The sequence below is a fragment of the Xanthomonas arboricola genome (assembly GCF_003353015.1).
GTDB classification, from domain to species: domain Bacteria; phylum Pseudomonadota; class Gammaproteobacteria; order Xanthomonadales; family Xanthomonadaceae; genus Xanthomonas; species Xanthomonas arboricola_E.
In genome coordinates this window covers 1-26,063 of record NZ_QREM01000004.1, presented here as the reverse complement: position 1 = coordinate 26,063, position 26,063 = coordinate 1, and the positions used below count along the sequence as shown (strand labels likewise).

The window sequence follows — 26,063 nt, the reverse complement described above, 5'->3', positions numbered from 1 at the left end:
GCGCATGGAAGAGCAGTGCCGGATCCGGATGCACCTTGTTCGATCGTGAAGCATCGGCTCCAGGTCTGATGCACACCGCACGGCAGACAGCTTTTCAGATGAGGGCCGGCCAACTGTCTGGTGCGATGTCCTTGCCGGTTGCGGGACCGTGCGGCGGCATGGATGCCGCCACCGAGCTCCCAGGGACGGGTTCCCGGCGTGTCCCGCAAGCGGTGAGGGCGCCGCGCCCTCGACCAGCCAGGCTTTTGACTATCTGCAAAAACACCGCTGCGACTTGAAAGCCCGGTGTTTTTCTTGAAGCTCCGCGTCCTGGGCGGGACTGGCTGGACATTGCGAAGAGATCGACCTGGCGCGGCTGTCCTGCAACGCCACTACAAGGGCCCAGGTGCTGAGGACGGCGCCGCTTCCACGCATGGCTTCACAGACGCATCCACCAGATCCGTCGCACGACGCCTCAGTGCCCGCCCCCGTCCAGCGCCTTCAGCTCGCTGACCAGCGCACTGGCCGCTTCCGCGCCATCGCCGTACAGCATGCGGGTGTTGTCGGCATAAAACAGCGCGTTCTCGATGCCGGCAAAACCGGTCCCCTTGCCGCGCTTGATCACCACCGTGTTCTTCGAATTGACCACGTCCAGGATCGGCATGCCGTAGATCGGGCTGGCCGGGTCGGTTTTGGCCACCGGGTTGACCACGTCGTTGGCGCCGATCACCAGCGACACATCGGTGCTGGCGAACTCGGGGTTGATGTCGTCCATGTCGGCAATCAGGTCGTAGGGCACGCCGGCTTCGGCCAGCAGCACGTTCATGTGCCCGGGCATGCGTCCGGCGACCGGGTGGATCGCGAACTTCACCTTGACCCCGCGCGCGATCAGCCGCTGCGCCAGCTCCCAGATCTTGTGCTGCGCCTGCGCCACCGCCATGCCGTAGCCGGGCACGATCACCACCCGCTCGGCAAAGGCCATCATCGCTGCCACGTCGCCGGCCTCGATCGGCTTCTGCGCCCCGGCGATCTCCTGTGCCTGCCCGCCGCCGCCGAAGTTGGAGAACAGCACGCCGCTGATCGGCCGGTTCATCGCCTTGGCCATCAGCCGGGTCAGCAGGATGCCGGCCGCGCCGACCATCATGCCGGCGATGATCAGCGCTTCGTTGCCCAACACATAGCCTTCGAACGCCACTGCGAGCCCGGTGAACGCGTTGTACAGCGAGATCACCACCGGCATGTCGGCACCGCCGATCGGCAGCGTCATCAGCACGCCCAGCGCCAGCGCCACCACGAAGAAGCCGACGATCGCCAGCGGCTGCAGGCTGCTGGCCGCCCAGATGCCGAGCGCCAGCACCGCCAGCGCCACCAGCAGATTGACCGCCTGCTGGCCCGGGAAGGTCACCCGGCGGTCGAGCCGGCCATCCAGCTTGGCCCAGGCCACGATCGACCCGGACAGCGACACCGCGCCGATCGCCGAGCCGACCACCGCCAGCACCACGGTGGTGGTATCCGGCCGCCGCGCGGCCAGCTCGGCGATCGCCTGTGCGCTCCAGTGGGTGGTGTCGCGGTTGGCGAAGAAGGCAAAGCGCAGCAGCTCCACCGCCCCGATCGCCGCCGCCGAGCCGCCGCCCATGCCGTTGTACAAGGCCACCATCTGCGGCATGTCGGTGATGGCGACCTTCCTGGCCGACCACCACGCCACCCCGGTGCCGATCGCCAGTGCGGCCAGGATCAGCGGCACGTTATGCAGTTCCGGCAGGAAGAATGTGGCCACCGTGGCGATCAGCATGCCCAGCCCGGCCCAGCGGATGCCGCTGCGCGCGGTCAACGGCGAGGCCATGCGCTGCAGCCCGAGCAGGAACAAGGTCGCTGCGACCAGATAGCTGGACTTCACCAGCCACGCCAGCAACGCGGCGGTGGAGACGTTCATGCCGCGTCCCCGCCCGGCGGCTTCTTGCTGGACTTGAACATGTCCAGCATCCGCTCGGTCACCACGTAACCACCGGCCGCATTGCCCGCGCCCAGCATCACCGCGACAAATCCCAGCGCCTTTTCCAGCGGGGTATCGGCATGCCCCAGCACCACCATGGCACCGATCAGCACGATGCCGTGGATGAAGTTGGAGCCGGACATCAACGGGGTGTGCAGGATCACCGGCACCCGCGAGATGATCACGTGGCCGGCGATGGCCGCCAGCATGAAGATGTACAGCGCTACGAATCCGTCGCTCATCGTGTGTCGCTCCACTGGCCGGTTCGGCCCGCCGATCATACCCACGCCAGGCGCGCGCGGGCGCGTGTCAACCGATTCGGCGCTCGCCCGTTGACGTCGTATCGTTTCCGCGGAAGCTACGCTGTGCTGGTGGGAACCCCTTTCGATCCGCAACCTGCCGCACCGGCCGCCACCGCGCCCGTTTCGCTGGACGCCTTCCTGGCCGGCATCGGCCCGCGTGCGTTCCGGTTTGCCGAGGCCGGCCTGCGTCACCGCGAAGATGCGCTGGACGCGGTGCAGGACGCCATGGTGAAGCTGCTCGGCTACCGCGAGCGCCCGGCCGCCGAATGGACGCCGCTGTTCTGGAGCATCCTGCGCAGCCGCATCATCGACCTGCAGCGTCGGCGCAGCTTCCGCCTGAAATTCTGGGCGCCAGCCGAGCGTGCCGACGACGAAGGCAGCATCGACTGGGCCGACCCCGGCAGCGGGCCGGTGGACGAACGACAGCATCAACAGGCCTACCAACGGCTGGTCGAAGCCTTGCGCAGCCTGCCGGCGCGCCAGCGCGAAGCGTTCACGCTGCGCGTGCTGGAAGACCTGGACGTGGCCACCACCGCCAAGGCGATGGGCTGCTCGGAAGGCTCGGTCAAAACCCACCTGTCGCGCGCGCGCGACGCGTTGCAAAAACAGTTCGAGGATTTCCTGTGAACCGCTCCCCCGACCCGGCACAGCTGGATGCGCAGCTGCGCCAGCTGCATGCCACCGCCCTCACCAGCCTGCCGCCGCAGACCCTGGCGCGCCTGCGCCAGGCTCGGCATGCGACCGCTTCCTCGCGCGCCCGACGCGGCTACTGGTTGCTGGCGACCGCGTGTTCCGGGCTGCTGGCGGTCGGCATCGGCCTGCAGCTGCGTCCAGGCGAGACCGCCACGCCGACGCCCGCCCCGACCCAGCTGGTCACCGGCACCACCACCGATACCGACGACATGCTGACCCAGAATCCGGACCTGTACGTCTGGCTGGCGTCCGACACCGCCCTGGCCATGGAATGAGCACGATGACCCGCACCCCCCGCCTGTTGTTGACCCTGCTGCTGTGCGCGGCGCCGTGCGCCTCCTTGCTGGCCCAGGCCCCTCCCCCGGGATCGCCGCCGCCCGATGGCCCCGGACCGCGAGGTCCCGGCCCGCGCGCGGCAGACACGCCGATGCCCGAGTGGGACAAGCTCACCCCGCAGCAGCGTCAGGTGCTGATCGATGCGCTGCGCGAGCGCTGGGACGATGTGCCGGAAGAACGCCCGCGCATGTATCGCCACGCGCGCCGCTGGCTGGACATGACCCCGGAGCAGCGCAAGCAGGCCAAGGCCGGCATGGACCGCTTCCGCAACATGAGCCCGGAGCAGCGTCGCGAGGCCAAGGCCTTGTTCGACCGCATGCGCACGCTCAACCAGCAGCAACGCAACGAGCTGCAGCAACGCTGGCAGAAGATGAGTCCGGCCGAGCGCAGCACCTGGTTGCGCGAGCATCCGCCAACCGACGATTGACGGCCGCGCCGCCGCGGCGAGCGCGGCACACCATCGCGCCGTGCATCCGCGCGCAGCCACCGTAGGAGCGCGCTTGCGCGCGATGGAGCCTCACCGGTAACGCTCCATCGCGCGCCAGCGCGCTCCTACCCGGAAATGCCAATGCGCAAGGCGCATGGGCCCGGCGGGGCTATGCAGTCGATGCCGCCGACCAGCGTGTCTTGGCCAGCAGGTCGTCGTCCCAGTCGAACGACAGCGCGCCATCCTTGATCAGCAATGCGGCGAAGGCGTAGACATTGCGCGCAAACATCTCGCTGGCGTGCACCGCGCCCTGGCTGGCCAGATTGAGCGGGCCGGCGATGGTCACGCCGTCCAGGTCGTAGGTCTCGCCCGGGCGGGTGGCCGCGCAGTTGCCGCCGGTTTCCGCGGCCAGGTCCACGATGACGCTGCCGGGACGCATGCCCTGCACCATCCCGGTGGTCACGATCTTCGGTGCGGGCCGCCCGGGCACCGCTGCCGTGCACACCACCACGTCCACGCCCTTGAGGTGCTCGGCCAGGCGGCGCTGCTGTTCGGCGCGCTCGTCGTCGGTGAGCTGGCGCGCATAGCCGCCCTCGCCGGCGGCACTGACGCCCAGATCCAGGAACCGTGCGCCCAATGAAGCGATCTGTTCGCGCGTTTCCGGCCGCACATCGAAGCCTTCCACCTGTGCGCCCAGCCGCTTGGCGGTGGCGATTGCCTGCAGGCCCGCCACGCCGGCCCCGATCACCAGCACCTTGCACGGGCGCATCGTGCCGGCCGCGGTGGTCAGCATCGGGAAGAACCGCGGCGCCAGTTGCGCGGCGATCAGCACGGCCTTGTAGCCGGCCATGCCGGCCTGCGAACTCAGCACGTCCATCGCCTGCGCGCGTGTGGTGCGCGGCAGGCGCTCCAGCGGAAACGCAACCAGCTCGCGCGTGGCAAATGCCTGCGCACGCGCCGGGTCGGCATCGGGGGCGAGCATGCCGATCACCACCGCCTGCGCCTTGCAGTGCAGCAGCACCTCGGTCGGCGGCGCCTGCACGCACAGCACGACGTCGGCCTGGGTCAGCGTCTGCGGGTCGGCAAGCTGCGCACCGGCCGCGATATATGCCGCATCGTCCATGCTGCTGGCGTGGCCGGCAGCCGGCTCGATCCAAACGCTGGCACCGAGCGCGACCAGCTTCTTGACCGTTTCCGGCGTCGCCGCCACCCGGCGTTCGCCCGCCGCCCGTTCTTTCAGCACCAGCACCTGCACTGCCATGCGTTGCTCCGGTCTCGCGCTCCAGTCGCCGCGATGCTAGCAGAGCGCAGCGGCCGCGCCGGCGGCGATGCCTGCGTGCAGCATTGATGGGCAGAGCACGGGCGAGCAGCCGGCGCGATCGCCGGGCGGTGGCGTCCGCAGCGCCTGCAACCGCGCTACGGCTCCAGCAGGCCTTTCAGCAGGGGCGCCATCACGGCCTCCGGCGCGAAGGCTCGCAACCGCTCGTGCCTGCCGTCGATCACCAGCGAGGCATAGCCGTGCACCGCGCTCCAGCCCAGCAAGGTGCGCTGCTCCAGCAGCGTCGCATCCGGGTCGCTGCCGTGGCGGGCGATCCACTGCGCGCGCACCGTTTCGCGCAGATAGGCCATCGCCGCTTCGCTGACCTGCACCAGCCGTGGCAGGCCGCTGGCACGCACGTCCAGCCCCAGCATCAACCGAAACTGCTGCGGAAACGCAACGGCGAAACGGATATAGCCCAGCCCGCAGCCCAGCAACGGATCGCCCAGCGCCTGCTGGGTGGCGCGGATATGCGCGAGCATGCGCTCGTAGCCATCGGCCGCCAGCTCCGCCCGCAGCCCGTCCAGCGAGCCGAAGTGATGCGCCGGTGCGGCGTGCGAGACGCCGGCACGGCGCGCGCACTCGCGCAGGGTGAGTCCACGCAGGCCGGAGTCGCCCAGCACCTCCCAACCAGCGCGGCGCAGCGCGGCATGCAGGTCGCCATGGTGATAGGCGGCAGGGACGTGTGGTCGCGGCATGGCGGCTCGCCTGGCGGGGCCCCAGTGCAGCAGATAATCTTGACGCTGACAAGATTCAGGTACCAGACTCGGCAGGCATCTTGTCACCGACAAGATCGCGCTCGCTCCCACGAGGAATGCCCATGAGCTCGTCCCTTACCAAACTGCGCGCGCGGCTGCTGCGTGGCCTGCTGGCCGGCGCCAGCCGCCTGGCCCCCGGCCCGACCGGCCGTTACCTGGCGCGTCGGTTCGTGACCCCCGGCCCGGCCGGCCGCCGCCAGGCTGCGGCCCTCGCCGCCACGCTGGAAGAGGTGCAGCGCCAGACGCTGCGCATCGACGGTGTCGACATCGCCGTGTACCAGTGGGGCGACCCTGCCCGGCAGCCATACGTGCTGCTGTCGCATGGCTGGGCCAGCTACGGCCTGCGCTTTGCCGCCTGGGTACCGCAGCTCCGCGCACTGGGCTATGCGGTGGTGGCCTTCGATCAGGCCGCGCACGGCCTGAGCGGGGGGCAGATCAGCAACCTGCCGCACTTCGTGAAGATCCTGCGCGAGATCGGCAGCCGCTTCGGGCGTCCCGCCGTCTTTATCGGTCACTCATTGGGCACCGCCGCGGCGGTGTTTGCCGACGATCCGGCATGGCGTCCGGCGCGCTATGTGCTGATTGCCCCGCTGGTGGAGCCGGCAGGCAGCGCGAAGCGCCAGTTCCAGGCTGCCGGGATTGCGCCCGCGACCTTCGTCCCGTTCGAACACTGGCTGGTCCGGCTGACCGGTGCCTGTTTTGCCGACTTCGATGCCGCCCCGCACCTGCCGCGGTTCGATCGCCCGGCGCTGGTCATCCACGACCGTCGCGACCGCGAGACGCCCTGGGAGGAAGGCGCACGCTTTGCGGCGCTGTGGCCGCAGGCGCAACTGATGACCACCGAAGGCCTGGGGCACAACCGCATGCTCGACCATGCCTCGGTCATCGAGGCGACACTGCGCTTCATCGGCCCGGCGCGGACCTGAGCGCACGGCACGGCGTCGGGGGCATCGCAGCCCCCCGCTAGTGCACGGTGCTGTTGTGCAACGGATCCAGGCGGTCGATCACGCCCTGCATGGCGCTGTCGAAGGCACCGTCGTTGATGTGCTCGCGCAGCCGGCCCAGCCGCACCATCACCGCCAGTTCCTCCGGCGAGGCGACGCAGAAGCGCACGCCGCGGCGATTGACGAACAGCAACCGCTGCGAGATCGGGCTCACCCACGACAGCTTGCCCGCCTGCACCTTGCCGTCCTTGTCGACGAAATCCAGCCAGGTGCCGATGTCCATCGCGCGAAAGCGCTCGGCATCGGCACTGTCGATGCTCTGCGCCACCGCCTCGGCACCCAGCACCACGCTGACGCTTTCGGCAGCCGGCGGCGGCAGGTTGACCTGCGGCAGCTCCGGCAGGGCCTTTTCCAGCTCCGGGCGCGCCTCGGCAATGGCCTGCAAGGTGTCGTGCAGTGCAGTGATCGCCACCACCACCGCATCGCCATGCAGGCCGACGCTGGCGAACGCACGGTGCAGCGCCGGCTGCCAGACCTGCAGCCACGGCTTGCCGACGATGTGGCGGCGCGCCTCGGCCAGTTCCTCCAGCACGCCATCGGCCAGGGCCAGGGCCTCGACGGTGCCCGGGCCTTCGTCGCCGTCGCGCAGGATCGCCATGGTCAGATGGTGCAGCCACGGTTGACGCAGGAAATCCTCCACCGCCCTGGGCAGCGGTACGCCGGCCTGGGTGCGCTGTTCCAGCTCCGATAGCGCGCGACTGCGTGCCAGTTCGAGTTTTTCCTGGCCGCGCTGGGTTTCGGTGGCGCGCCGTTCGGCGATCTCCACCCGGCGCCGGTGCTGCGACAGGAAATCGCGGAATTCCTCTTCCAGGGTCAGGAAGATCGCCAGGTTCTCGTTGAATTCGGCCACCAGGCGGTCGACGATTTCCTCGACCTTGCCCATCAGCACGCGCTCGGCAGCGCTGTCGCCGTTGTTGCCTTCGCAGGCCTCGGCCAGCGAATTGAGCAGGCGCCGCGCAGGGTGGGCCTTCTGCACGAACATCTTGCGATCCAGCAGCGCGACCTTGACGAACGGCACCACCAGGCGGCCGATCATTTCGCGCGAGCGGTTTTCCAGGTCACGTTCGTCCAGCATCACGTCGAACAGCATGCCGACCAGGTCGATCGCATCCTCGTCCATCGGGTCCAGACGCGCGGTCGCCGGGTCCACGCCCAGCCGGGTGGCGCTGGACAGCACTTCGTTCTTCAGCCGCTGCGCCAGCGACTCGGTGTCGTCGCCGATCGCCGCCTGCAGCGTCGCGCTCGGCGTGGCCTGCAGCAGCGACAGCACCGACATCATCTCGCGCTGGCTCAGCGGGCGTTGCTGGCCCACCGCCACCGAGGCGGCCGAGGCGGTGTTGTCACGCACGTTGCGGGTCTGCTGCAGCAGTTCGTGCAGCGCTTCCAGCAACATGCCCTGGCTGCCGCCGGGGTGATCGGCCTCGCCACCGTCCATGCCGCCGGCAGCGCCGCCGCCGGCCTGGCCACGCTGGGTGGCGGCCTGCATGCGGCCGCGGCTATGCGCCCAGCGGTCCAGGAAGCGGTTGGCCCAGGCCGGTGCGTACTGGTCGTTCTGATCGTCGCCGCCGAGCTCGGCAAACCCGCCCTGCGCCTCGGCCTGCGCACGCTCTTCGGGGGTGTCGCCACGGGGCTGCACGCGCGGCGGGGGGCGCTTGGGCTGGGAGATTTCCGGCATGACGCCGGCCTTGGCCAGGGTCTCGTCCAGACGCGCGTACAACTTGCCGATCGGCTCGGCCAGGTCGCGCTCGCACAGCTTGATCAGCACCAGGCGCACTTCCGGCGCCAGGTCGCAGATGGCGAAGGCTTCGTGGATCGCCACGCCCAGGTGTTCCGGACCGAGCGGATTGGTATCGGCCACCAGCTCCAGGCCGCCGGCGATCCAGCCCAGGCGGCGGTCCACCCGCGCCAGCACCTGCTTGAAGTCGCGCAGCAGCACGGTGGCCAGATTGCGCACCGCCAGCCGCGATTCGAGCACGTGTTCGGGCACCAGACTCAGCGGGCCGGTGCCGATGTCGCCTGCCAGCACCACCTCGGCCGACAACGGCTCGCCCAGCAGCAGCGCCTGCCAGCCGTCGTCCAGCTGCTGGCGGAACTGCGTGGCCACATCCTCGCGCTTGCGCCGCAATTCACGCATGCCATCGAGAAACAGCAACTGCGACACGCCCGCGGACTCGGCACGGTCGAACAGCACATCGTCGAAATGGGCCACTGCAGCTGCAAATACCTGCGCAAGCGCGGGCACGAACACGGCATACGCCTGTTCGAGCAAGCGTTGGTCACGGCCCGGATGTCCCGACGGACTGGGCTGAAAAGTCATGCGCAAAGGCTCCCCGCCCCTGCAGGCGTGAAAATATTCAAACGAGAGGAAACGGACGCGGCCCCACATTCCGCCACCGCATGGTAGGCGTTTCGCTCGTTTGTTAAGTGTGACGCAATTGGCACTTTAGTCGTGACCGCCCAGGGTTTGCGTGTCAGGCGGACATCCTAGCTTGCCTCGCTGCAGTGGCGCTTGCCAACCGGCATCACCCGCCTGCGGGGGTTAAGCCTTCAGCATGTACGGCCGGTCTGCGCATCGCCAGGCCGGCATCGACGCCCTGCCATGATGCGGCGGGCGTTGGGAAGGGCCCGTCTATAATCGCCCGCATTCTCGCCTCGACCCGGACTCATGCACGCACCTTATTCGCTCCAGGCGCTGGACGCGCGCCGCTCGGTCCCCTCCAAACAGCTGGGCGAACCCGGCCCGGATGAAGACACCCTGCTGCGCATGCTCGCCTCGGCAGTGCGCGTGCCCGACCACGGCAAGCTGGTGCCGTTCCGCTTCCTGCGCATCAGCGGTGACGCACGCCAGGCACTGGGCGACTTCCTGGCCGAGCGCACCCAGGCCGCCGACCCGCTGGCGCCGCCGGCAGCGGTCGAAAAGGACCGCAACCGTTTCAACGATGCGCCGCTGGTGATCGTGGTGATCGCCGCGCTGCGCCCCGGGCACAAGGTGCCCGAGCAGGAACAGCTGCTCACCGCCGGCTGCGTGTGTTTCGCGCTGCTGCAGGCCGCGCAGGCGCATGGCTTCGGTGCGCAGTGGCTGACCGCGTGGATGGCCTACGACCCGGCGGTGACCGGCTACCTGGGCCTGGAGCAGGACGAGCGCATCGCCGGCTTCATCCATATCGGCACCCCGCGCATGCAGGTGCCCGAGCGCGAGCGCCCGGACCCGCGTGCGCTGCTGCGCGACTGGACCCCGTGACCTCGCACATCCCCACGCTTGCGGGCACGCCCCTGGCGGTCGGTCGCCCGACCCCGCTGTATCTGGTCGATGCCAGCCTGTACGTGTTCCGCGCCTGGCATTCGATCCCGGACGAGTTCCAGGATGCGCAGGGCTGGCCGACCAATGCCGTGCACGGCTTTGCGCGCTTCCTGCTCGACCTGCTCGAGCGCGAGGACCCCGCGCACATCACCGTCGCCTTCGACGAGGCGCTGGACAGCTGCTTTCGGCATGCGATCTACCCGGCCTACAAGGGCAATCGCACCCCGGCCCCGGATGCGTTGCGGCGCCAGTTCGCGCACTGCAAGGCGCTGTGCGCCGCGCTGGGCCTGAACGTGCTGGCGCACCGCGACTACGAGGCCGACGACCTGATCGGCAGTGCCCTGCACAGCGTGCGTGCGCACGGCCTGCGCGGGGTGATCGTGTCGGCCGACAAGGATCTGTCGCAGCTGCTGCTCGAGCACGACGAGCAGTGGGATTACGCACGCAACCTGCGCTGGGGCGTGGACGGGGTCAAGGCGCGCCACGGCGTGCATGCGCATCAGATCGCCGACTACCTGGCGCTGTGCGGCGATGCGATCGACAACATCCCCGGCGTCACCGGCATCGGCGCCAAATCGGCAGCGGTGCTGCTGTCGCATTTCGGCAGCCTGGATGCCTTGCTGGAACGCATCGACGAGATCCCGTTCCTGCGCCTGCGCGGCGCGGCGCAGATGGCCGCGCGCCTGCGCGAGCAACGCGAACACGCATTGCTGTGGCGGCAGCTCACCACCATCGCGCTCGACGCGCCATTGGCGCTGACCGATGCCGGTTTCACGCGCGCGCAGGCCGACACGGACATGCTGGGCGGCCTGTGCGAGAGCCTGCGCTTCGGCCCGCTCACGCGGCGCCGCTTGCTGGCCGCCTGCGGCGGCGCGTCGGCACCGCGCACTCCCGTTTCCCTGCAACAAGGCCTGCATCCATGAACCGACACGACACCCCGCCCACCGTGGTCTACGAAGGCAAGTACCAGCGCATGGTCGTGCGCGGCACCTGGGAGTATTCCGAGCGCGTGCATGCCGGCGGCCTGGCCGCGATCATCGTGGCGGTGACCCCGGACGATGCGATGTTGTTCGTCGAACAGTTCCGCGTGCCGCTGCAGGCGCGCACCATCGAAATGCCGGCCGGCCTGGTCGGCGACGTGCATGCCGACGAGTCGATCGAGCTGTCGGCCATTCGCGAGCTGGAAGAAGAAACCGGCTGGACCGCCGGGCACGCCGAAGTGCTGATGATCGGCCCCACCTCGGCCGGTGCCAGCAGCGAGAAGATCGCCTTCGTGCGCGCCACCGGCCTGCGCAAGGTCGGCGCAGGCGGCGGCGACGCCAGCGAGGACATCACCGTGCACGAGATCCCGCGCGCGCAGGTTGGCGCCTGGCTGGTGCAGAAGATGGCCGAGGGCTACCAGATGGATCCCAAGCTGTGGGCGGGGCTGTATCTGGTCGATCACGCACTGGACGGCACCCCGCGTGGCTGAAGCGACCGCTGGCCGCCTGCTGGGCGCCGACGATCCGTTCCCCTTCAGCGTGCACAACCCGCAGGCCGCCGCGCCGTGGCTGTTGATCGCCGACCACGCCGGTCAGCGCGTGCCGGCGCGGCTGGCCAACCTGGGTCTGCCGCAACACGAACTGGATCGCCATATCGGCTGGGATATCGGCATTGCCGGGGTCACCCATGCGCTGGCCGATGCGCTGGATGCCGTTGCCATTGCGCAGACCTATTCACGCCTGGTGATCGACTGCAATCGCCCGCACGGTTCGGCCACGCTGATGCCCGAGGTCAGCGACGGCACCTCGATTCCCGGCAACCAGCAACTGTCGGCCGACGCGCGGCAGCAGCGCATCGACGAGATCTTCGCGCCGTATCACGCACGCATCGCGGCGGAACTGGATGCACGTGCGCAGCGCAGCCAACCGACCATGCTGGTGTCGATGCACAGCTTCACGCCACTCATGGCCGGCAACGCGCGGCCCTGGCATGCCGGCGTGCTGTACCACCGCGATACGCGGCTGGCGCACCGGCTGCTGCACGCATTGCGCGAAGAGCCGGATCTGGTGGTCGGCGACAACCAGCCCTATGCGGTCAGCGACACCAGCGACTATGCGATACCGGTTTACGGCGAAGGCCGCGGGCTGCTGCATGTGGAGCTGGAGATCCGCCAGGACCTGATCGCCGACGCGACCGGCCAGCAGGCCTGGGCACGGCGACTGGCACGCCTCCTGCCGCCACTGGCACAGGCATTGCTGCCGCACTGAAACCGACAATCACGGTAGGCGCGCGCTTGCGCGCGATGGGGCGTCATCGGTAAGGCCTCATCGCGCGCAAGCGCGCTCCTACAGGGCATGCGGCGGCCGCGCTGATCCGCGCCTCGGTGAAACCTGCTGCTGCCTCGTAGGAGCGCACCCGGGCGCGACCGGCCGTCCCGTTACCCTGCGTCGCGCCCGGGTGCGCTCCTGCCGCTGGCGCGCGAGCGCTGCTGCAGCTTCCCGTGCACGCTCCCGGTTGCGCTCAGGCAAAGCCGTCGGTTGCACGCACCAGCGCGTCGACGTTTTCCGGCTCGAATGCCGAATGACCGGCGGCCGGGCTGACCTGCAGCTGCGCCTTCGGCCAGGCCTTGTGCAGATCCCAGGCGCTTTGCATCGGGCACACCACGTCGTAACGTCCCTGCACGATCACGCCGGGGATATCGGCGATGCGGTGCGCGTCGCGCAACAGCTGGTCTTCGACCTCGAAGAAACCGCCGTTGACGAAGTAGTGGTTCTCGATGCGCGCGAACGCCAGTGCGAAGTGTGCGTCCTCATGCCCGGTGACGAAATCATCGTCCACATGCAGGAAGCTGGTGGCACCTTCCCACACGCTCCACGCCTTGGCCGCGGCCAGCCGCGTGGCTTCGTCATCGCTGGTGAGGCGGCGGTGGAAGGCGGAGATCAGATCGGCGCGTTCCACCAGCGGAATCGCGTTGAGGTAATGCTCCCAGGCATCCGGGAACAGCCGGCTGGCGCCCTGCTGGTAGAACCATTCCAGCTCGAAGCGGCGCAGCAGGAAGATGCCGCGCAACACCAGCTCGGTGACCTGCTGCGGATGGGTCTGCGCATAGGCCAGCGCCAGCGTCGAGCCCCAGCTGCCGCCGAACACCTGCCAGCGCCCGATGCCCAGGTGCTCGCGCAAGCGTTCGATATCGGCGACCAGGTCCCAGGTGGTGTTGTTCACCAGATCGGCATGCGGGGTGGAGCGGCCTGCGCCACGCTGATCGAACAGCACGATGCGGTACTTGGCCGGATCGTGGAAGCGCCGCATCTTGTCGTTGCAACCGCCACCGGGGCCGCCGTGCAGCATCACCACCGGCTTGCCCTGCGGATTGCCGCACTGCTCGAAATACAGGGTGTGGCGGTCGTCGACCTGGAGGGTGCCGTGGTCGTACGGCGTGATCTCGGGATAGAGCGTGCGCATGCGTCGGTCCTGCGGGAAACCGCTAGTGTATCGGCAGCCGGCGCATCGACGCGGCGCGCACCCACACGATTGGCCAGGGCCAGGCGCACTGCGGTACACGACGGCCTGGTGCAGCTGATTCAAGACGCCCGCCTGCGCCGCCAGGCAGGCGCCGCGGCGGCCCGGAACCGGACTGTCCCACGCACGTGGACTAGGCAGGGCGCACCGTCCGCATCCACCCGCCGCCTGCTTTCCGGGCGTCGCCGGCCGCACCTAGTCCGCAGTGCGCGACCAGCGCCCCGACGTCACCCGGTCGCGCTGTTCCAGATCCTGATGGGTCGCCACCGCATCGAAGCCGCGCGCCTGCAGCAGCGCGGCCACCGCCGCGCCCTGGTCCCAGCCGTGTTCGAGCAGCAGCCAGCCGCCCGGCAGCAGATGCGCCGGCGCCTCGGCGGCGATCAGGCGGATGTCGTCCAGGCCGTCGGGGCCGGACGCCAGCGCGCTGGCCGGCTCGTAGCGCAGGTCGCCCTGGCGCAGATGCGGATCCTGCGCGGCGATATACGGCGGGTTGCTGACGATCAGGTCGACGCGTTCGCCAGCCAGTGGCGCGAACCAGCTGCCCTGCCGGCAGTCCACATTGCCCAACCGATGGCTGTCGGCATTGCGCTGGGCAACCGCCAGCGCCGCTGCGCTGGCGTCGGTGGCGATCACCTGTGCCTGCGGCCGCTCGCTGGCGATCGCCAGCGCGATCGCGCCGCTGCCGGTGCCCAGATCGGCGACGCGGCGGCCAGGCAGGGCATCCAGGCGTTCGAGTGCCAGTTCGACCAGCCGCTCGGTGTCGGCGCGCGGGATCAGGGTGGCGGTGGAGACCGCCAGCTCCAGCGTCCAGAACCCACGCGTGCCGGTCAGGTACGCAACCGGCTCGCCGGCCTGGCGCCGCAGCACCAGCTCCTCGAACGCCTGCGCGACAGCCGCGTCCACGCGATCGCGGCCATGCGCGAACAACCAGGCGCGGTCGCGGCCCAGCGCATGCAGCAGCAAGGGTTCGGCGTCGCGGCGGTCTATCCGCTGGCACGCCTGCCGCAGCAGGTGTTCGGCGGAAGCGGCGGACTCATCGCTCATACGGATCGTTCACTCGTGCGCAACATCGGCTGACCATTATCGAAGATGGAACCGCCTGCCGCATCGGCAGATCCTGTCTGCCGAATCGATAGCCAAAGACTATCTATACAATTCCATCAATCGATTTGAGAAATCTATCGATCCTGCCTACCATGGCGACTGTTCCATCCCCCGTCCCCTTCACCGCACGAGGAAACTCAATGTCTCTCATCAACACCCAGGTCCAGCCGTTCAAGGCGAATGCGTACCACAACGGCAACTTCATCGAAGTCACCGAGGCCAGCCTGAAGGGCAAGTGGTCGGTGCTGATCTTCATGCCGGCCGCCTTCACCTTCAACTGCCCGACCGAAGTGGAAGACGCCGCCGACAACTATGCCGCGTTCCAGAAGGCAGGCGCCGAGGTCTACATCGTCACCACCGACACGCACTTCTCGCACAAGGTGTGGCACGAAACTTCGCCGGCCGTGGGCAAGGCGCAGTTCCCGCTGATCGGCGACCCGACCCACAAGCTGACCCGTGCGTTCGGCGTGCACATTGAAGAAGAAGGCCTGGCCCTGCGCGGCACCTTCATCATCAACCCGGAAGGCGTCATCAAGACCCTGGAAATCCACGACAACTCCATCGCCCGCGACGTCACCGAGACGCTGCGCAAGCTGACCGCTGCCCAGTTCGTCGCCAACAACCCTGGCCAGGTCTGCCCGGCCAAGTGGAAGGAAGGCGCAAAGACCCTGGCTCCGTCGCTGGACCTGGTCGGCAAGATCTAAATCGACCCTCCCTTGCGGCCTGTCCCCAGGCCGCAAGGCCATCTCCGGCCCAGCACTGGGCCGGGGGTGAACCGGAGCCGGTGCCGGGCTGCCCGCCAGCCATCGCCAGCACGCATTCCCGACATCGCGCCGGCTGCGGTTCATCCCCTCCTCCCCGGCGACCTGCCTCACCGCAGCGACGCCACGCCCTCCCCTTGCCCATTCCCAGGAGTTCTCCATGTTGGATGCCAACCTCAAGACCCAGCTGACCGCCTACCTGGAACGGGTCACGCGGCCGATCCAGATCAATGCCTCGATCGACGACAGCGCCGGCTCGCGCGAAATGCTCGACCTGCTCGAGGACCTGGTGCTGCTGTCGGACAAGATCAGCCTGGACATCCACCGCGACGACAACCAGCGCAAGCCTTCGTTCGCGCTGACCACGCCCGGCCAGGACATCTCGCTGCGCTTTGCCGGCCTGCCGATGGGCCACGAGTTCACCTCGCTGGTGCTGGCGCTGCTGCAGGTGGGCGGGCACCCGTCCAAGGCTGCCGCCGAGGTGATCGAGCAGGTGCAGCACCTGGATGGCGACTACCAGTTCGAAACCTATTTCTCGCTGTCGTGCCAGAACTGCCCGGACGTGGTGCAGGCGCTGAATCTTGCCGCCGTGCTCAACCCGCGCATCAAGCACGTGGCCATCGACGGCGCCTGGTTCCAGGACGAAGTGGAAGCCCGCCAGATCATGTCGGTGCCCACCGTGTACCTGAACGGCGAGCTGTTCGACCAGGGCCGCATGACGCTGGAGCAGATCGTCGCCAAGCTCGACACCAATGCCGCCAAGCGCGATGCCGCCAGGATCGCCGCCAAGGACGCCTTCGACGTGCTGGTGGTTGGCGGTGGCCCGGCCGGCTCGGCAGCGGCCGTCTATGCCGCACGCAAGGGCATCCGCACCGGCGTGGCCGCCGAGCGTTTCGGTGGCCAGGTGCTGGACACCATGTCGATCGAAAACTTCATCTCGGTGCCGGAAACCGAAGGCCCGAAGATGGCTGCCGCGCTCGAGCAGCATGTGCGCCAGTACGACGTGGACATCATGAACCTGCAGCGCGCCGAGCAGCTGATCCCGGCCGGTGCCGATGGCCTGATCGAGGTCAAGCTGGCCAACGGCGCCTCGCTCAGGAGCAAGACCGTGATCCTGTCCACCGGCGCCCGCTGGAGGCAGATGAACGTGCCGGGCGAAAACCAGTACAAGAACAAGGGCGTGGCCTATTGCCCGCACTGCGATGGCCCGCTGTTCAAGGGCAAGCGCGTGGCGGTGATCGGCGGCGGCAATTCCGGCGTCGAGGCCGCGATCGATCTGGCCGGTATCGTGGCGCATGTCACGCTGGTGGAATTCGACGACAAGCTGCGCGCCGACGAAGTGCTGCAGCGCAAGCTGCGCAGCCTGCACAACGTGCGCATCATCACCAGCGCGCAGACCACCGAGGTGCTCGGTGATGGGCAGAAGGTCACCGGCCTGGTCTACAAGGACCGCACCGGCGGCGACATCCAGCACGTCGATCTGGAGGGCGTGTTCGTGCAGATCGGCCTGCTGCCCAACACCGAATTCCTCAAGGGCACCGTCGCCCTGTCGCCGCGCGGCGAGATCATCGTCGACGACCGCGGCCAGACCAATGTTCCCGGTGTGTTCGCTGCCGGCGACGCCACCACGGTGCCGTACAAGCAGATCGTGATCGCGATGGGCGAAGGTTCCAAGGCTGCGTTGAGCGCCTTCGATCACCTGATCCGGTCCAGCGCACCGGCCGGCGTCGATAGCGTTGCCCAGGCTGCATAAGCGCACTCAAGCCAGCGCCCGGCCAGGCCGGGCGCTAAGCTCCAGGCGTACCCCGTTACCGCAATGAGGGCTGCTGCACATGAATCTGCGTGACCTGAAATACCTGGTCGCCCTGGCCGACCACAAGCATTTCGGCCGTGCTGCGACCGCCTGCTTCGTCAGTCAACCGACGCTGTCCACACAGATCAAGAAACTCGAGGACGAGCTCGGCGTGCCGCTGGTGGAACGTGCGCCGCGCAAGGTGATGCTGACCCCCGCCGGCCGCGAGGCAGCGATGCGCGCACGCGGCATCGTGGCCGAAGTGGAGCAGATGAAGGAAGCCGCGCGGCGCAGCCAGGATCCGGAAGCGGGCACGGTGCGGCTGGGCATCTTTCCCACCCTGGCGCCGTACCTGCTGCCGCATGTGGTGCCGCGGATCCGCGAGCGCTTCCCGCGCCTGGAACTGCTGCTGATCGAGGAAAAGAGCGACCAGCTGGTGCACCAGCTGCGCGAAGGCCGCCTGGATGCGGCGCTGCTTGCACTGCCGTTGCAGGACGAGCAGCTGCATGCCGAATTCCTGTTCGAGGAACCCTTCGTGCTGGCAGTGCCGGAAGGCCATCCGCTGTCGCGCCATGACAGCATGACGCTGGACGACCTGTCCGAGCAGCGGCTGTTGCTGCTGGAAGATGGCCACTGCCTGCGCGAGCAGGCGCTGGATGTCTGCCATCTTGCCGGCGCCCTGGAAAAATCCGAGTTCCAGGCCACCAGCCTGGAGACGCTGCGCCAGATGGTGGCCGCCAACGTCGGTGTGACCTTGCTGCCGCTGCTGGCGGTCAAGCCACCGGTCGCACGCTCGGAGAACATCCGCCTGATCCGCTTCCGCGAGGACAAGCAGCCCAGCCGGCGCATCGCCATGGCCTGGCGCCGCAGTTCGGCCATGACCGCATTTCTGGAGCAGCTGGCGCAGTTGTTCAGGGAGCTGCCGGAGAGCCTGTTCACGCTGGACCAGCCGGCGACGGGTCCCAAGGCGGTTGCGGCCTAGGAATCGGGAATCGGGAATCGGGAATCGGGAATCGGGAATCGGGAATCGGGAAAGCGTGTCACGGCTGCGGTTGCTTGGCGTACCGTTTTTCCCATTTGCTCTCGGACATAAGCGACGCGCAAGCGTCGTTTTTTGTTGGGTTGCGGGTGACGACGCCGCGTTTCAGGGAATCCTTGGCGGCTGCGGCGTCATGCGCACGGCGGATTCCACCCCCGTCGCTTGTGACTGGGCGCTGATGGGCGCGGCACTGTGCCGGTGCATTGCCGCGCTCGCCTGACTGCTGGCCAGGCCTCAGCGCAAAGTGCCGCGCCGGTGCCGACCCCTGCCATACGCTGCCTCATCTCGCCCCGCATTGCGATCGGGCAACGGCGCCCTCATCTGGTCAGTGACGCTTGCCATGTCGGCGAGCGGTCGTCGTCAAGGAGATTGCCATGACCTCGCAGCACCACAGCGGCTTGCCGCCGTCCATCCTGGTTTCCAGCCATGACCTCGCCCGGCTTGAGGCCCTGCTCGATTCCCCCGCGTTCAACAAGCACCCGGCCGCCACCGCGCTGAGTGACGAACTGGGCCGTGCACGCGTCGTGCCGCCCGACCAGATTCCCGGCGATGTCGTCACCATGCACTCCCGCATCGATTGCGAAGATGAGCTGCATGGCGAACGGCATACGCTCACCCTCGTGTACCCGCACGAGGCCGATGTGCAGCACGGCCGCATCTCGGTGCTGGCACCGGTGGGCAGCGCGTTGCTCGGCCTGTCGGTCGGGCAGAGCATCGACTGGCGCACGCCCGACGGGCGCGACCTGCGTCTGCGCGTGAGCGCCGTGCACGATCAACATGCGCTGGCCGGCGCCTGACTTCCCACGCCAGGCGCGCTACCGTAGCGCGCTGCGTCCTATCCACGACCCGTTCCACGATTCGAGAGAACCCGCATGACTGCATCTCCCTCCAAGCTCGCCCAGCTGCGTGACCTGTCCGTCGTGGTTGCCGATACCGGCGACTACGACGCCATCAAGCGTCTGAAGCCGGTCGACTGCACCACCAATCCCACCCTGGTCAAAAAGGCCCTGGACCTGCCGGTCTATGCCGATCTGATCGAACGCGAACTGGCCTGGGGCCGCGAACACGGCGGCGAAGACCGCACCGTCACCGTCAACGAAGTGGCCGATCGCCTCACCATCGGCGTCGGCGTCAAGCTGGCCGAACTGGTGCCTGGCCGCGTCTCCACCGAGGTCGATGCCGACCTGGCACACGACACCGAGGCCACCATCGCCAAGGCGCGCAAGTTCATCGCGATGTATGCCGAGCGTGGCGTGTCCAAGGACAAGATCCTGATCAAGATCGCGGCCACCTGGGAAGGCATCGAGGCGGCCCGCCAGCTGCAGCGCGAGGGCATCGACTGCAACCTGACGCTGATCTTCAACCGCTCGCAGGCGCTGGCGTGCGCAGAGGCCGGCGTGTTCCTGATCTCGCCGTTCGTGGGCCGGATCCTGGATTACTACGTCGCCCAGGGGCAGACCCCGGCCAGCATCGACGAAGACCCGGGCGTGGTGTTCGTGCGCACGGTCTACAACGAATTCAAGCAGCGTGGCTCGTCCACCGTGGTGATGGGCGCCTCGTTCCGCTCCACCGCGCAGATCGAAGCGCTGGCCGGTTGCGATCGCCTGACCATCTCGCCGGAGCTGCTGGAAAAGCTCGACGCCGAGCACGGCCAGCTGCCGCGCAAGCTCTCGCCCGCGCAGGCCGACAACGCGCAGGTCACCCCGATCGACAGCGACCGCTTCGCCACCGACCTGGCGGCCGATCCGATGGCCACCGAAAAGCTGGCCAGCGGCATCGATGCCTTCGCCAAGGATCTGCAGGCACTGCGCAAGACCATCACCGACAAGCTCGCCGGCTGATTGCAGCGCCACGGTTCGCGCCAACGATGCCTGCAGCTTCCTGGCTGCGGGCGTTTTGGTTTGCATCGCCTGGCTGCGTGACATGCTGCCGCCACGACGCGTGGCGATGCCGGCCGATCGATGGCTTTCTCGAACCCGCTCCACCGCGGCCATTTTCGCCCAGCTCGGCGTGCGAGGCCGGCGCGGGAACTGCGGCTGGCCAAGGCTGGCCTTGCCGGGCACCGGTGAGCATGTGGGTACGGTGATGCCTGCGCCGCCGCCGCCGGGCTGCCACGCGTTTGTTCTGGTTGATCGGTGCGCGCATCGACGTCGCTCTCCACACGTCGCTTACACCTGCGCAACCCGCACTGCCTAGAATCCGGGTTCCTCAACTGGCGTAGCGGACAATGGCAAACATTGCAGTGGTGATGGTCGACGGCGTGGCCGACTGGGAAATTGGCGTCGTGCTGCCGGCGGCGCGCGAATGGTTCGGCGACCAGGTCGTCATCGCCAGCATCGATGGCCAGCCGGTGCAGTCGATCGGCGGGCTGCGCATCACCCCGGACTTCGCCCTCTCCGATCTGGCGCCGCTGGATGCCGATCTCTGGATCCTGCCCGGCAGCGAGCGTTGGCAAGCCGGCGAAATCCCCGGCCTGAGCGGCTTGTTGGTCGAGCGCGTGCAGCATCAGCGCCCGGTCGCCGCGATCTGCGGCGCCACCATCGCCCTGGCCTATGCCGGCCTGCTCGACGAACGCGCGCATACCAGCAACGCGCTGGCCTTCCTGCAGGACCATGTGGTGCCATACGCCGGTGCTGCGCAATACCGCCACGAAAAGGTGGTGACCGCCGACGGCGTGATCACCGCACCCGGCACCAGCCCGGTCGGCTTCGCGCTTGCCTGCATGCGACTGCTGCATCCGGAACGCACCGACATGCTGGCCCAGCTGCGCGGCATGTTTGCCGGCGAGTTCGTGTGACCCGGCAGATTCAGTCACCCCTGGCGTACTGGCTGCACTGACCGGATGCGGTGAGTCGCCGCCGATTCATCGCCGCGATCGACCATGGCGATCGACCGCACTGATGCGCCGGCCGGTTCGCCCCTCAGCCACCCGCGGCGGTGCCGGCACGTGGTGCGCGCACCGCAGAAAAAGATGGCCACGTCGTCTCCGACGTAGCCATTCAAGTTGCCTGGCATGCACTCCCATGCGCTGCCTGATCGTGAGAACGCTGCCGGTCACTGTTGGCCATCGGCACGCCGCCACGGTCACGTGGATGACAGCGCTTCAATCCGGCCCGCCTTTCCGTCAGGCATCCAGCCCGATCGGGCAGCTCACTCCCGTTCCGCCAAGCCCGCAATAACCATTGGGGTGTTTGGCGAGATACTGCTGGTGATCGTCTTCGGCGTAGTAGAACGTGGGCGCCGGGAAACGGATCTCCGTGGTGATCGCGCCATACCCGGCTGCGTCCAGCTGCTGCTGGTACGCATCGCGGCTGGCTAGCGCGGCGTCGTATTGCGCCTGTGTCGTGCAATAGATCGCCGAGCGGTACTGCGTGCCGACATCGTTGCCCTGCTGCATGCCCTGGGTGGGGTCGTGGCTTTCCCAGAACGTGCGCAGCAATTGCGCGAACGACACCTTCTCGGCGTCATAGACCACCAGCACCGCCTCGGTGTGGCCGGTCTGCCCGGAGCACACTTCGCCGTAGGTGGCGTTGGGTGTTTCGCCGCCGGCATAACCCACCGCCGTGGTGTACACCCCTGGCAGGTTCCAGAACTTGCGTTCTGCGCCCCAGAAGCAGCCTAGCCCGAACTGCACCTGGGCCAGGCCGGTGAACTCCCCGCGCAACGGATGGCCGTTGATCAGGTGGCTGTTGTGGAGCGGTAGTGCCTGCTCGCGTCCGGGCAACGCCTCGCCCGGACGTGGCATGCGTTGTTTGAAAGCGCCGATTCCCAGCATGGTGCAACTCCGCAATCGTGAGGATTGCCTGCTGGATGGCGCCGGCCGTAGCGGCTTTCAAGCCACTACGGCCACTGCGGCATTACTTCCTGCCCAACGAGGCGGTGGCGGTGTTCACTTCCGGCATCGCCGAGCTGTGGTGATTGATGATCAGCCACTTGCCGTCGCGCTTTTCGTACACGAAGGTGTAGCGCGCCTGCACGTCGCTCTTCTTGCCGTCCTTGTCGGTCAACGTGAAGGTGTAGACGCCGGCATCCACCGCGCTGTCGTCGTCGAGCACGCGGACGGTGCGGTAGTTGACGACGCCCCGCGGCTTCTTGGCCAGGAACATCTCGAAGTACTGTTCGATCTGCGCGCGCGAGGCGCGCACCTCGTTGGACACGGTCGGCAACAGCACACCGTCCGGGGCGTACAGGTCGGCCACCTTGTCCGGATTGCCGGTGGCCAGGGCCGCGTTCCAGGTGTCGAACAGTGCAGCGACTTCGCGCTCTTCGCCGCCTGCCGGCAGCGTGGCCTTGTCGGTGTAATGCATCACGCCGCCAGCCAGCGCCGGGGTGGCAGCCAGAGCCAGAACCAGAGAGAACAGAGTGCGACGCATGGGAAATCTCCGTGTAGTGGATGGGGGTGCCTCATCGGGCGAGCTCAGTATCGAAATCAAGCGACCCCAACAATTCTGCCGAATGGCATATACTCAAATATGCTGATCGGCCTAGAGCGTATTCATGGAAACCCCTACCAGTGCTGGCGATTGGCGTCTGACATTGCGACGCGAGGCGTCCGACAGCGCACGCTGGCAGGCGCTCTGGGAGACCGCGGTGATGCTGCGCCAGGCGCAGACGCCGGAGCAGGCCTGCGACGCGGTGCTGGGCCGGGTGCTGCTGTTGCTGGGCCTGGAACATGGCGCGGTGCTGGCACAGCGCGGGCCGCGCGCGCAGGTGCTGGCCAGCCGTGGCCGCGCGTTGCCGCCCGGCGCCAGCGCCGCCGGCGACAGCCATGAAGCGGCCTGGCTGATGCCACCGCGCCCGGCCGATTTCCGCGAGGCCAAGGTGCCGATCCATGCGCTGGGCAGCACCCTGGGCATGCTGTGCGTGGCCTGGAACGACAACCGCCCCGCCCCCGGCAACGACGATGTGCAGGCATTGCAGGCCTTCGCACTGCTGCTGCCGGCAATGGTGGCCGAACCGGCCAGGCCGATCGCCACGCGTCGGCGCAAGCCGGTGCAGGACGACCGCCTCGGCGCGCTCAGCAAACGCGAGAAACAGGTGTTGTCCCTGCTGCCGCGCGGCCTCACCAATGCGACGCTGGCAGCTGAACTGGGGATTTCTCCCGGCACGGTCAAAGTGCATGTGGAGCGAATCCTGCAGAAACTTGAGGTAAAAGATCGCACCCAGGCCGCGGTGTACGCGGTCCAAGCCGGACTCGCGCTATGAATGCAGTGGCGGTGCGTTGGAACGATTGGCCGATCACCCGCAAGAGCCTGGCGGTGGTGACCCTGCCGCTGCTGCTGCTGGCGGTCGCCCTGATGGCGATCTACAGCGTGGAGCGGCAGAACATCGCTGCCGAAAACGATGTGCGGCAGACGCTGGAAGTGCTGAGTGACCTGTACGAAGCGCATGCGCTATTGGCCGAAACCGCGGCCGGCGTGCGCGGCTATCGGCTGGTGCGCCGCGATGAATTCCTCACCCCGTACCGCGATGCCGAACCGCGCCTGCAACGGGTGGCCGAGCGGTTGTCGCAACGCATCACCGACCCGGGGCAGGCGCAGCGGTTCGCGCGCATCAAGCCGTTGTTTGCGGAAAAGATGCAGGGTTGGCGCCGCTTGCTGGCGCCGGATCTGAGCCGCGAGGAAGAGATCCGCCAGCTGTGGGACGGCAAGTACAAGCTCGACATCCTGCGTGCCGAACTGCGCGAACTGCGCAACTACGAAACCGCGCAACTGCAGGTACGTACCGCCAAGGCGCAGGGGCTGCGCCAGCGCAACCTGATCATCACCCTGAGTGCGGCCATGCTCGGCGGCCTGGGCGCGGTGTTTGCGGTGGCGTGGTTCGCCTCGGCGCTCTCCGGGCGCCTGCGCACCCTGGCCGCCAATGCCGACCGACTGGGCGAAGGCCTGCCGCTGGCGCCACAGCCACGTGCCGGCGATGAGCTGGGCCAGGTCGGCCAGCGCCTGGCGCAGGCCAGCGAGCTGCTCGCCGCACGTGCGGCCGAAGCACAACTGGCGCGGCGCGAGGCGGAAACCGCCAACCGCGCAAAGACCGAATTCCTCTCGCGCAGCAGCCACGAACTGCGCACGCCGCTCAATGCGATCCTGGGCTATGCGCAGGTGCTGGAAATGGACCTGCCCGAACCCGGACATCGCCGTCATCTGCAGCATATCCTCGGCGCCGGCCGGCACCTGCTGGGGCTGATCACCGAGCTGCTGGACATCGCGCGCATCGAGGCCGATCAACTGGACCTGAGCCCGGAGCCGATCTCGGTGCGTGCGGCCGTCCACGAGGCCCTGGGCCTGATCGCGCCGGACGCGGACAAGCACGGCATCGCGCTGCAACCGGCGGCCATCGACGGGCCGTGGACGGTGCGCGCCGATGCGCAGCGGCTGCGCCAGGTGCTGCTCAACCTGCTGTCGAACGCGGTCAAGTTCAACCGCACCGGCGGCCAGGTGCAGGTGAGCGCGCAGCCGGATGGCGAGCAGGTGCGCATCACGGTCGCAGACCAGGGCGCGGGCCTGACGCCGGCGCAGATCGAGCGCCTGTTCACGCCGTTCGAGCGGCTGGGTGCAGAGCGCTCGGCGGTGGAAGGCACCGGGTTGGGCCTGGCGCTGAGCAAGCGGCTGATCGAGGCGATGGGTGGGCGCATCGGCGTGGACAGTGGCCGCGATGGCGCACGCTTCTGGATCGCGCTGCCGCAGGGCGAACCGCAGCAGAGCGAGCCGACACGCACCACCGTGCCGCCGAGTCGCACCGGCAGCGGCGTATGCCGGCTGCTGAGCATTGAGGACAACCCGTCCAACCAGGCCCTGATCCGCACCCTCAGCGAACGTCGCCCGCAATGGCAGCTGCTGGAAGCGGCCAGCCTGGCGCAGGCGCGCGAACTGCTGCAGCATGGTGCCCCGGACCTGATCCTGCTGGACCTGCACCTGAGCGACGGCAGCGGCGAAGACCTGCTGCGCGAGCTGCAGGCGCAGCCGGCCACGGCCGGCGTGCCGGTGGTGGTGATCAGTGCCGATGCCACCACCGCCACCCTGGCGCGGGTCGGCAACCAGGGCGTGCGCGCGTATCTGACCAAGCCGCTCGACGTGGCGGAATTCTTCACTGTGATCGACGGGCTGCTGGCATGACACGCGACGAAATCCTCGGCTCGCGCATCCTCATCGTCGACGACGAGCCGGCCAATGTGCGGCTGCTCGAAGACCTGCTGCAGCGCGAAGGCTTCCAGCAGGTGATCGCCACCACCGACCCGCTGCGGGTGATGGGGCTGGTGTCGGCCTTCGCGCCGGACCTGATCCTGCTGGACCTGAAGATGCCGGAGCTGGACGGGTATGCGCTGCTGGAGCAACTGGCGCGGCTGTCCGATCCCGGCCACTTCCTGCCGGTGATCGTGCTCACCGCCGACCCCAGTCGCAGCGCGCGCCACCGCGCCCTGGGCCTGGGTGCCAAGGATTTCCTGACCAAGCCGCTGGACACCTTCGAGGTCGCGCTACGGGTCTGGAACGTGGCCGAAACCACCGTGCTGTTCAAACGCCTGCGGGCGCTGGCGGCACCGGAGGCCGCACCCCCAGGATGGCGTCAGCCGGAATGATGCGCACCATCAATCCCCAACGCCCAACAGCGTAGGAGCGCACCCGGGCGCGACGAGGCTTCACCGGTAACGCCCGTCGCGCCCGGGTGCGCCCCTACGCGTGGTGCTGCGCTACAGCGCGGGTGCCTCCCCGCACTGGCCGGTGCCCGCCGACGAATGGCATCCGCCGGAATGATGCGCAC

General features: G+C 68.2%; 26 protein-coding genes. 17 read left to right on the top strand and 9 right to left on the bottom strand.

Annotated features, from left to right (window positions below; all coding sequences use genetic code 11):
* Window positions 1–454 precede the first annotated feature (454 nt).
* The gene (locus C0541_RS03200; protein ID WP_115045707.1) at window positions 455–1,912 is read right to left on the bottom strand and encodes an NAD(P)(+) transhydrogenase (Re/Si-specific) subunit beta; all 1,458 of its coding nucleotides are present in this window, start codon (window positions 1,910–1,912) and stop codon (window positions 455–457) included.
* Entirely contained in the window at window positions 1,909–2,214 is a 306-nt protein-coding gene (locus C0541_RS03195) for an NAD(P) transhydrogenase subunit alpha (RefSeq protein ID WP_115045751.1), read from the bottom strand. The genes C0541_RS03200 and C0541_RS03195 overlap by 4 nt, the downstream gene beginning before the upstream one ends.
* Before the next feature lie 123 nt (window positions 2,215–2,337).
* Between C0541_RS03195 and C0541_RS03190 the strand changes: the two genes are divergently transcribed.
* From C0541_RS03190 to C0541_RS03180, 3 genes are read left to right on the top strand one after another with little or no spacing between them, the layout of a single operon-like run.
* A complete protein-coding gene (locus C0541_RS03190; RefSeq protein ID WP_115045706.1) occupies window positions 2,338–2,901 on the top strand; it encodes an RNA polymerase sigma factor in 564 nt (187 codons plus the stop codon).
* Window positions 2,898–3,242 carry a hypothetical protein gene (locus C0541_RS03185; RefSeq protein ID WP_115045705.1) on the top strand — a complete coding sequence of 115 codons (345 nt, stop codon included), beginning with the start codon at window positions 2,898–2,900 and terminating at the stop codon, window positions 3,240–3,242. Before C0541_RS03190 ends, C0541_RS03185 begins: the two co-directional genes overlap by 4 nt.
* Before the next feature lie 5 nt (window positions 3,243–3,247).
* Window positions 3,248–3,730 (top strand): DUF3106 domain-containing protein, encoded by a 483-nt coding sequence (locus C0541_RS03180; RefSeq protein ID WP_115045749.1) that lies wholly within the window; start codon window positions 3,248–3,250, stop codon window positions 3,728–3,730.
* Window positions 3,731–3,899: 169 nt separating this feature from the next.
* Here the strand turns inward: C0541_RS03180 and C0541_RS03175 are convergent, their stop codons facing one another.
* Together C0541_RS03175 and C0541_RS03170 are read right to left on the bottom strand one after the other, a co-directional pair.
* The gene (locus C0541_RS03175; RefSeq protein WP_115045704.1) at window positions 3,900–4,991 is read right to left on the bottom strand and encodes an NAD(P) transhydrogenase subunit alpha; all 1,092 of its coding nucleotides are present in this window, start codon (window positions 4,989–4,991) and stop codon (window positions 3,900–3,902) included.
* A gap of 155 nt (window positions 4,992–5,146) precedes the next feature.
* Window positions 5,147–5,746, bottom strand: coding sequence for a TetR/AcrR family transcriptional regulator (locus C0541_RS03170; protein WP_115045703.1), 600 nt, complete (start codon window positions 5,744–5,746; stop codon window positions 5,147–5,149).
* Between the two features lie 122 nt (window positions 5,747–5,868).
* Here C0541_RS03170 and C0541_RS03165 point away from each other — a divergent pair, with 122 nt between their 5' ends.
* Entirely contained in the window at window positions 5,869–6,732 is an 864-nt protein-coding gene (locus C0541_RS03165; protein WP_115045702.1) for an alpha/beta hydrolase, read from the top strand.
* A 37-nt stretch (window positions 6,733–6,769) separates the two neighbouring features.
* Here the strand turns inward: C0541_RS03165 and C0541_RS03160 are convergent, their stop codons facing one another.
* Complete coding sequence (locus tag C0541_RS03160) at window positions 6,770–9,127, bottom strand: DUF1631 domain-containing protein (protein ID WP_115045701.1); 2,358 nt, start codon at window positions 9,125–9,127, stop codon at window positions 6,770–6,772.
* 348 nt (window positions 9,128–9,475) lie between these two features.
* On the opposite strand from C0541_RS03160, the gene C0541_RS03155 reads away from it, so the two are divergent.
* From C0541_RS03155 to C0541_RS03140, 4 genes are read left to right on the top strand one after another with little or no spacing between them, the layout of a single operon-like run.
* Window positions 9,476–10,051 carry a nitroreductase family protein gene (locus tag C0541_RS03155; RefSeq protein ID WP_115045700.1) on the top strand — a complete coding sequence of 192 codons (576 nt, stop codon included), beginning with the start codon at window positions 9,476–9,478 and terminating at the stop codon, window positions 10,049–10,051.
* Entirely contained in the window at window positions 10,048–11,034 is a 987-nt protein-coding gene (locus C0541_RS03150) for a 5'-3' exonuclease (RefSeq protein WP_115045699.1), read from the top strand. The genes C0541_RS03155 and C0541_RS03150 overlap by 4 nt, the downstream gene beginning before the upstream one ends.
* Window positions 11,031–11,582: an NUDIX hydrolase gene (locus tag C0541_RS03145; protein WP_161959860.1), complete on the top strand. Its 552-nt coding sequence runs from the start codon at window positions 11,031–11,033 to the stop codon at window positions 11,580–11,582. The genes C0541_RS03150 and C0541_RS03145 overlap by 4 nt, the downstream gene beginning before the upstream one ends.
* Window positions 11,575–12,360: an N-formylglutamate amidohydrolase gene (locus C0541_RS03140; RefSeq protein ID WP_115045697.1), complete on the top strand. Its 786-nt coding sequence runs from the start codon at window positions 11,575–11,577 to the stop codon at window positions 12,358–12,360. Before C0541_RS03145 ends, C0541_RS03140 begins: the two co-directional genes overlap by 8 nt.
* A gap of 253 nt (window positions 12,361–12,613) precedes the next feature.
* Here the strand turns inward: C0541_RS03140 and pip are convergent, their stop codons facing one another.
* Window positions 12,614–13,555 carry a prolyl aminopeptidase gene (pip, locus tag C0541_RS03135; protein ID WP_115045696.1) on the bottom strand — a complete coding sequence of 314 codons (942 nt, stop codon included), beginning with the start codon at window positions 13,553–13,555 and terminating at the stop codon, window positions 12,614–12,616.
* Between the two features lie 252 nt (window positions 13,556–13,807).
* Entirely contained in the window at window positions 13,808–14,656 is an 849-nt protein-coding gene (gene prmC / locus C0541_RS03130) for a peptide chain release factor N(5)-glutamine methyltransferase (RefSeq protein ID WP_115045695.1), read from the bottom strand.
* Between the two features lie 200 nt (window positions 14,657–14,856).
* Here prmC and ahpC point away from each other — a divergent pair, with 200 nt between their 5' ends.
* The 6 genes from ahpC (at window position 14,857) to C0541_RS03100 (ending at window position 21,105) form a co-directional block, all read left to right on the top strand.
* Window positions 14,857–15,420 (top strand): alkyl hydroperoxide reductase subunit C, encoded by a 564-nt coding sequence (gene ahpC / locus C0541_RS03125; RefSeq protein WP_003488826.1) that lies wholly within the window; start codon window positions 14,857–14,859, stop codon window positions 15,418–15,420.
* 217 nt (window positions 15,421–15,637) lie between these two features.
* Window positions 15,638–17,230, top strand: a complete 1,593-nt coding sequence (gene ahpF / locus C0541_RS03120; protein WP_115045694.1) for an alkyl hydroperoxide reductase subunit F — start codon at window positions 15,638–15,640, stop codon at window positions 17,228–17,230.
* A 79-nt stretch (window positions 17,231–17,309) separates the two neighbouring features.
* Window positions 17,310–18,251, top strand: a complete 942-nt coding sequence (locus tag C0541_RS03115) for a LysR substrate-binding domain-containing protein (RefSeq protein WP_115045693.1) — start codon at window positions 17,310–17,312, stop codon at window positions 18,249–18,251.
* A gap of 431 nt (window positions 18,252–18,682) precedes the next feature.
* Window positions 18,683–19,105, top strand: a complete 423-nt coding sequence (gene rnk, locus C0541_RS03110) for a nucleoside diphosphate kinase regulator (RefSeq protein WP_016900728.1) — start codon at window positions 18,683–18,685, stop codon at window positions 19,103–19,105.
* Between the two features lie 75 nt (window positions 19,106–19,180).
* Entirely contained in the window at window positions 19,181–20,149 is a 969-nt protein-coding gene (gene tal / locus C0541_RS03105) for a transaldolase (protein ID WP_115045692.1), read from the top strand.
* A 386-nt stretch (window positions 20,150–20,535) separates the two neighbouring features.
* Window positions 20,536–21,105, top strand: a complete 570-nt coding sequence (locus C0541_RS03100) for a type 1 glutamine amidotransferase family protein (RefSeq protein WP_115045691.1) — start codon at window positions 20,536–20,538, stop codon at window positions 21,103–21,105.
* A gap of 327 nt (window positions 21,106–21,432) precedes the next feature.
* On the opposite strand, the gene msrA is transcribed toward C0541_RS03100, so the two are convergent.
* Both msrA and C0541_RS03090 read right to left on the bottom strand, forming a co-directional pair.
* Window positions 21,433–22,083, bottom strand: a complete 651-nt coding sequence (gene msrA / locus C0541_RS03095; protein ID WP_115045690.1) for a peptide-methionine (S)-S-oxide reductase MsrA — start codon at window positions 22,081–22,083, stop codon at window positions 21,433–21,435.
* Window positions 22,084–22,165: 82 nt separating this feature from the next.
* Window positions 22,166–22,681 carry an SgcJ/EcaC family oxidoreductase gene (locus tag C0541_RS03090; RefSeq protein ID WP_115045689.1) on the bottom strand — a complete coding sequence of 172 codons (516 nt, stop codon included), beginning with the start codon at window positions 22,679–22,681 and terminating at the stop codon, window positions 22,166–22,168.
* Window positions 22,682–22,805: 124 nt separating this feature from the next.
* Between C0541_RS03090 and C0541_RS03085 the strand changes: the two genes are divergently transcribed.
* From C0541_RS03085 to C0541_RS03075, 3 genes are read left to right on the top strand one after another with little or no spacing between them, the layout of a single operon-like run.
* Window positions 22,806–23,513 (top strand): helix-turn-helix transcriptional regulator, encoded by a 708-nt coding sequence (locus C0541_RS03085; protein WP_115045688.1) that lies wholly within the window; start codon window positions 22,806–22,808, stop codon window positions 23,511–23,513.
* Entirely contained in the window at window positions 23,510–25,420 is a 1,911-nt protein-coding gene (locus tag C0541_RS03080; RefSeq protein WP_115045687.1) for an ATP-binding protein, read from the top strand. Before C0541_RS03085 ends, C0541_RS03080 begins: the two co-directional genes overlap by 4 nt.
* Window positions 25,417–25,881, top strand: a complete 465-nt coding sequence (locus C0541_RS03075; RefSeq protein WP_104614945.1) for a response regulator — start codon at window positions 25,417–25,419, stop codon at window positions 25,879–25,881. Before C0541_RS03080 ends, C0541_RS03075 begins: the two co-directional genes overlap by 4 nt.
* Window positions 25,882–26,063 lie beyond the last annotated feature (182 nt).

Bases quoted from the DNA above. Each gene is read 5' to 3' on its own strand.
- C0541_RS03160 (WP_115045701.1), bottom strand. From the start codon at position 9,127: ATGACTTTTCAGCCCAGTCCGTCGGGACATCCGGGCCGTGACCAACGC.
- msrA (WP_115045690.1), bottom strand. From the start codon at position 22,083: ATGCTGGGAATCGGCGCTTTCAAACAACGCATGCCACGTCCGGGCGAG.
- C0541_RS03155 (WP_115045700.1), top strand. From the start codon at position 9,476: ATGCACGCACCTTATTCGCTCCAGGCGCTGGACGCGCGCCGCTCGGTC.
- rnk (WP_016900728.1), top strand. From the start codon at position 18,683: ATGACCTCGCAGCACCACAGCGGCTTGCCGCCGTCCATCCTGGTTTCC.
- C0541_RS03145 (WP_161959860.1), top strand. From the start codon at position 11,031: ATGAACCGACACGACACCCCGCCCACCGTGGTCTACGAAGGCAAGTAC.
- C0541_RS03100 (WP_115045691.1), top strand. From the start codon at position 20,536: ATGGCAAACATTGCAGTGGTGATGGTCGACGGCGTGGCCGACTGGGAA.
- prmC (WP_115045695.1), bottom strand. From the start codon at position 14,656: ATGAGCGATGAGTCCGCCGCTTCCGCCGAACACCTGCTGCGGCAGGCG.
- C0541_RS03200 (WP_115045707.1), bottom strand. From the start codon at position 1,912: ATGAACGTCTCCACCGCCGCGTTGCTGGCGTGGCTGGTGAAGTCCAGC.
- C0541_RS03075 (WP_104614945.1), top strand. From the start codon at position 25,417: ATGACACGCGACGAAATCCTCGGCTCGCGCATCCTCATCGTCGACGAC.
- pip (WP_115045696.1), bottom strand. From the start codon at position 13,555: ATGCGCACGCTCTATCCCGAGATCACGCCGTACGACCACGGCACCCTC.
- C0541_RS03090 (WP_115045689.1), bottom strand. From the start codon at position 22,681: ATGCGTCGCACTCTGTTCTCTCTGGTTCTGGCTCTGGCTGCCACCCCG.
- C0541_RS03115 (WP_115045693.1), top strand. From the start codon at position 17,310: ATGAATCTGCGTGACCTGAAATACCTGGTCGCCCTGGCCGACCACAAG.
- C0541_RS03180 (WP_115045749.1), top strand. From the start codon at position 3,248: ATGACCCGCACCCCCCGCCTGTTGTTGACCCTGCTGCTGTGCGCGGCG.
- C0541_RS03165 (WP_115045702.1), top strand. From the start codon at position 5,869: ATGAGCTCGTCCCTTACCAAACTGCGCGCGCGGCTGCTGCGTGGCCTG.
- tal (WP_115045692.1), top strand. From the start codon at position 19,181: ATGACTGCATCTCCCTCCAAGCTCGCCCAGCTGCGTGACCTGTCCGTC.
- C0541_RS03170 (WP_115045703.1), bottom strand. From the start codon at position 5,746: ATGCCGCGACCACACGTCCCTGCCGCCTATCACCATGGCGACCTGCAT.
- C0541_RS03175 (WP_115045704.1), bottom strand. From the start codon at position 4,991: ATGGCAGTGCAGGTGCTGGTGCTGAAAGAACGGGCGGCGGGCGAACGC.
- C0541_RS03085 (WP_115045688.1), top strand. From the start codon at position 22,806: ATGGAAACCCCTACCAGTGCTGGCGATTGGCGTCTGACATTGCGACGC.
- C0541_RS03080 (WP_115045687.1), top strand. From the start codon at position 23,510: ATGAATGCAGTGGCGGTGCGTTGGAACGATTGGCCGATCACCCGCAAG.
- ahpF (WP_115045694.1), top strand. From the start codon at position 15,638: ATGTTGGATGCCAACCTCAAGACCCAGCTGACCGCCTACCTGGAACGG.
- ahpC (WP_003488826.1), top strand. From the start codon at position 14,857: ATGTCTCTCATCAACACCCAGGTCCAGCCGTTCAAGGCGAATGCGTAC.
- C0541_RS03195 (WP_115045751.1), bottom strand. From the start codon at position 2,214: ATGAGCGACGGATTCGTAGCGCTGTACATCTTCATGCTGGCGGCCATC.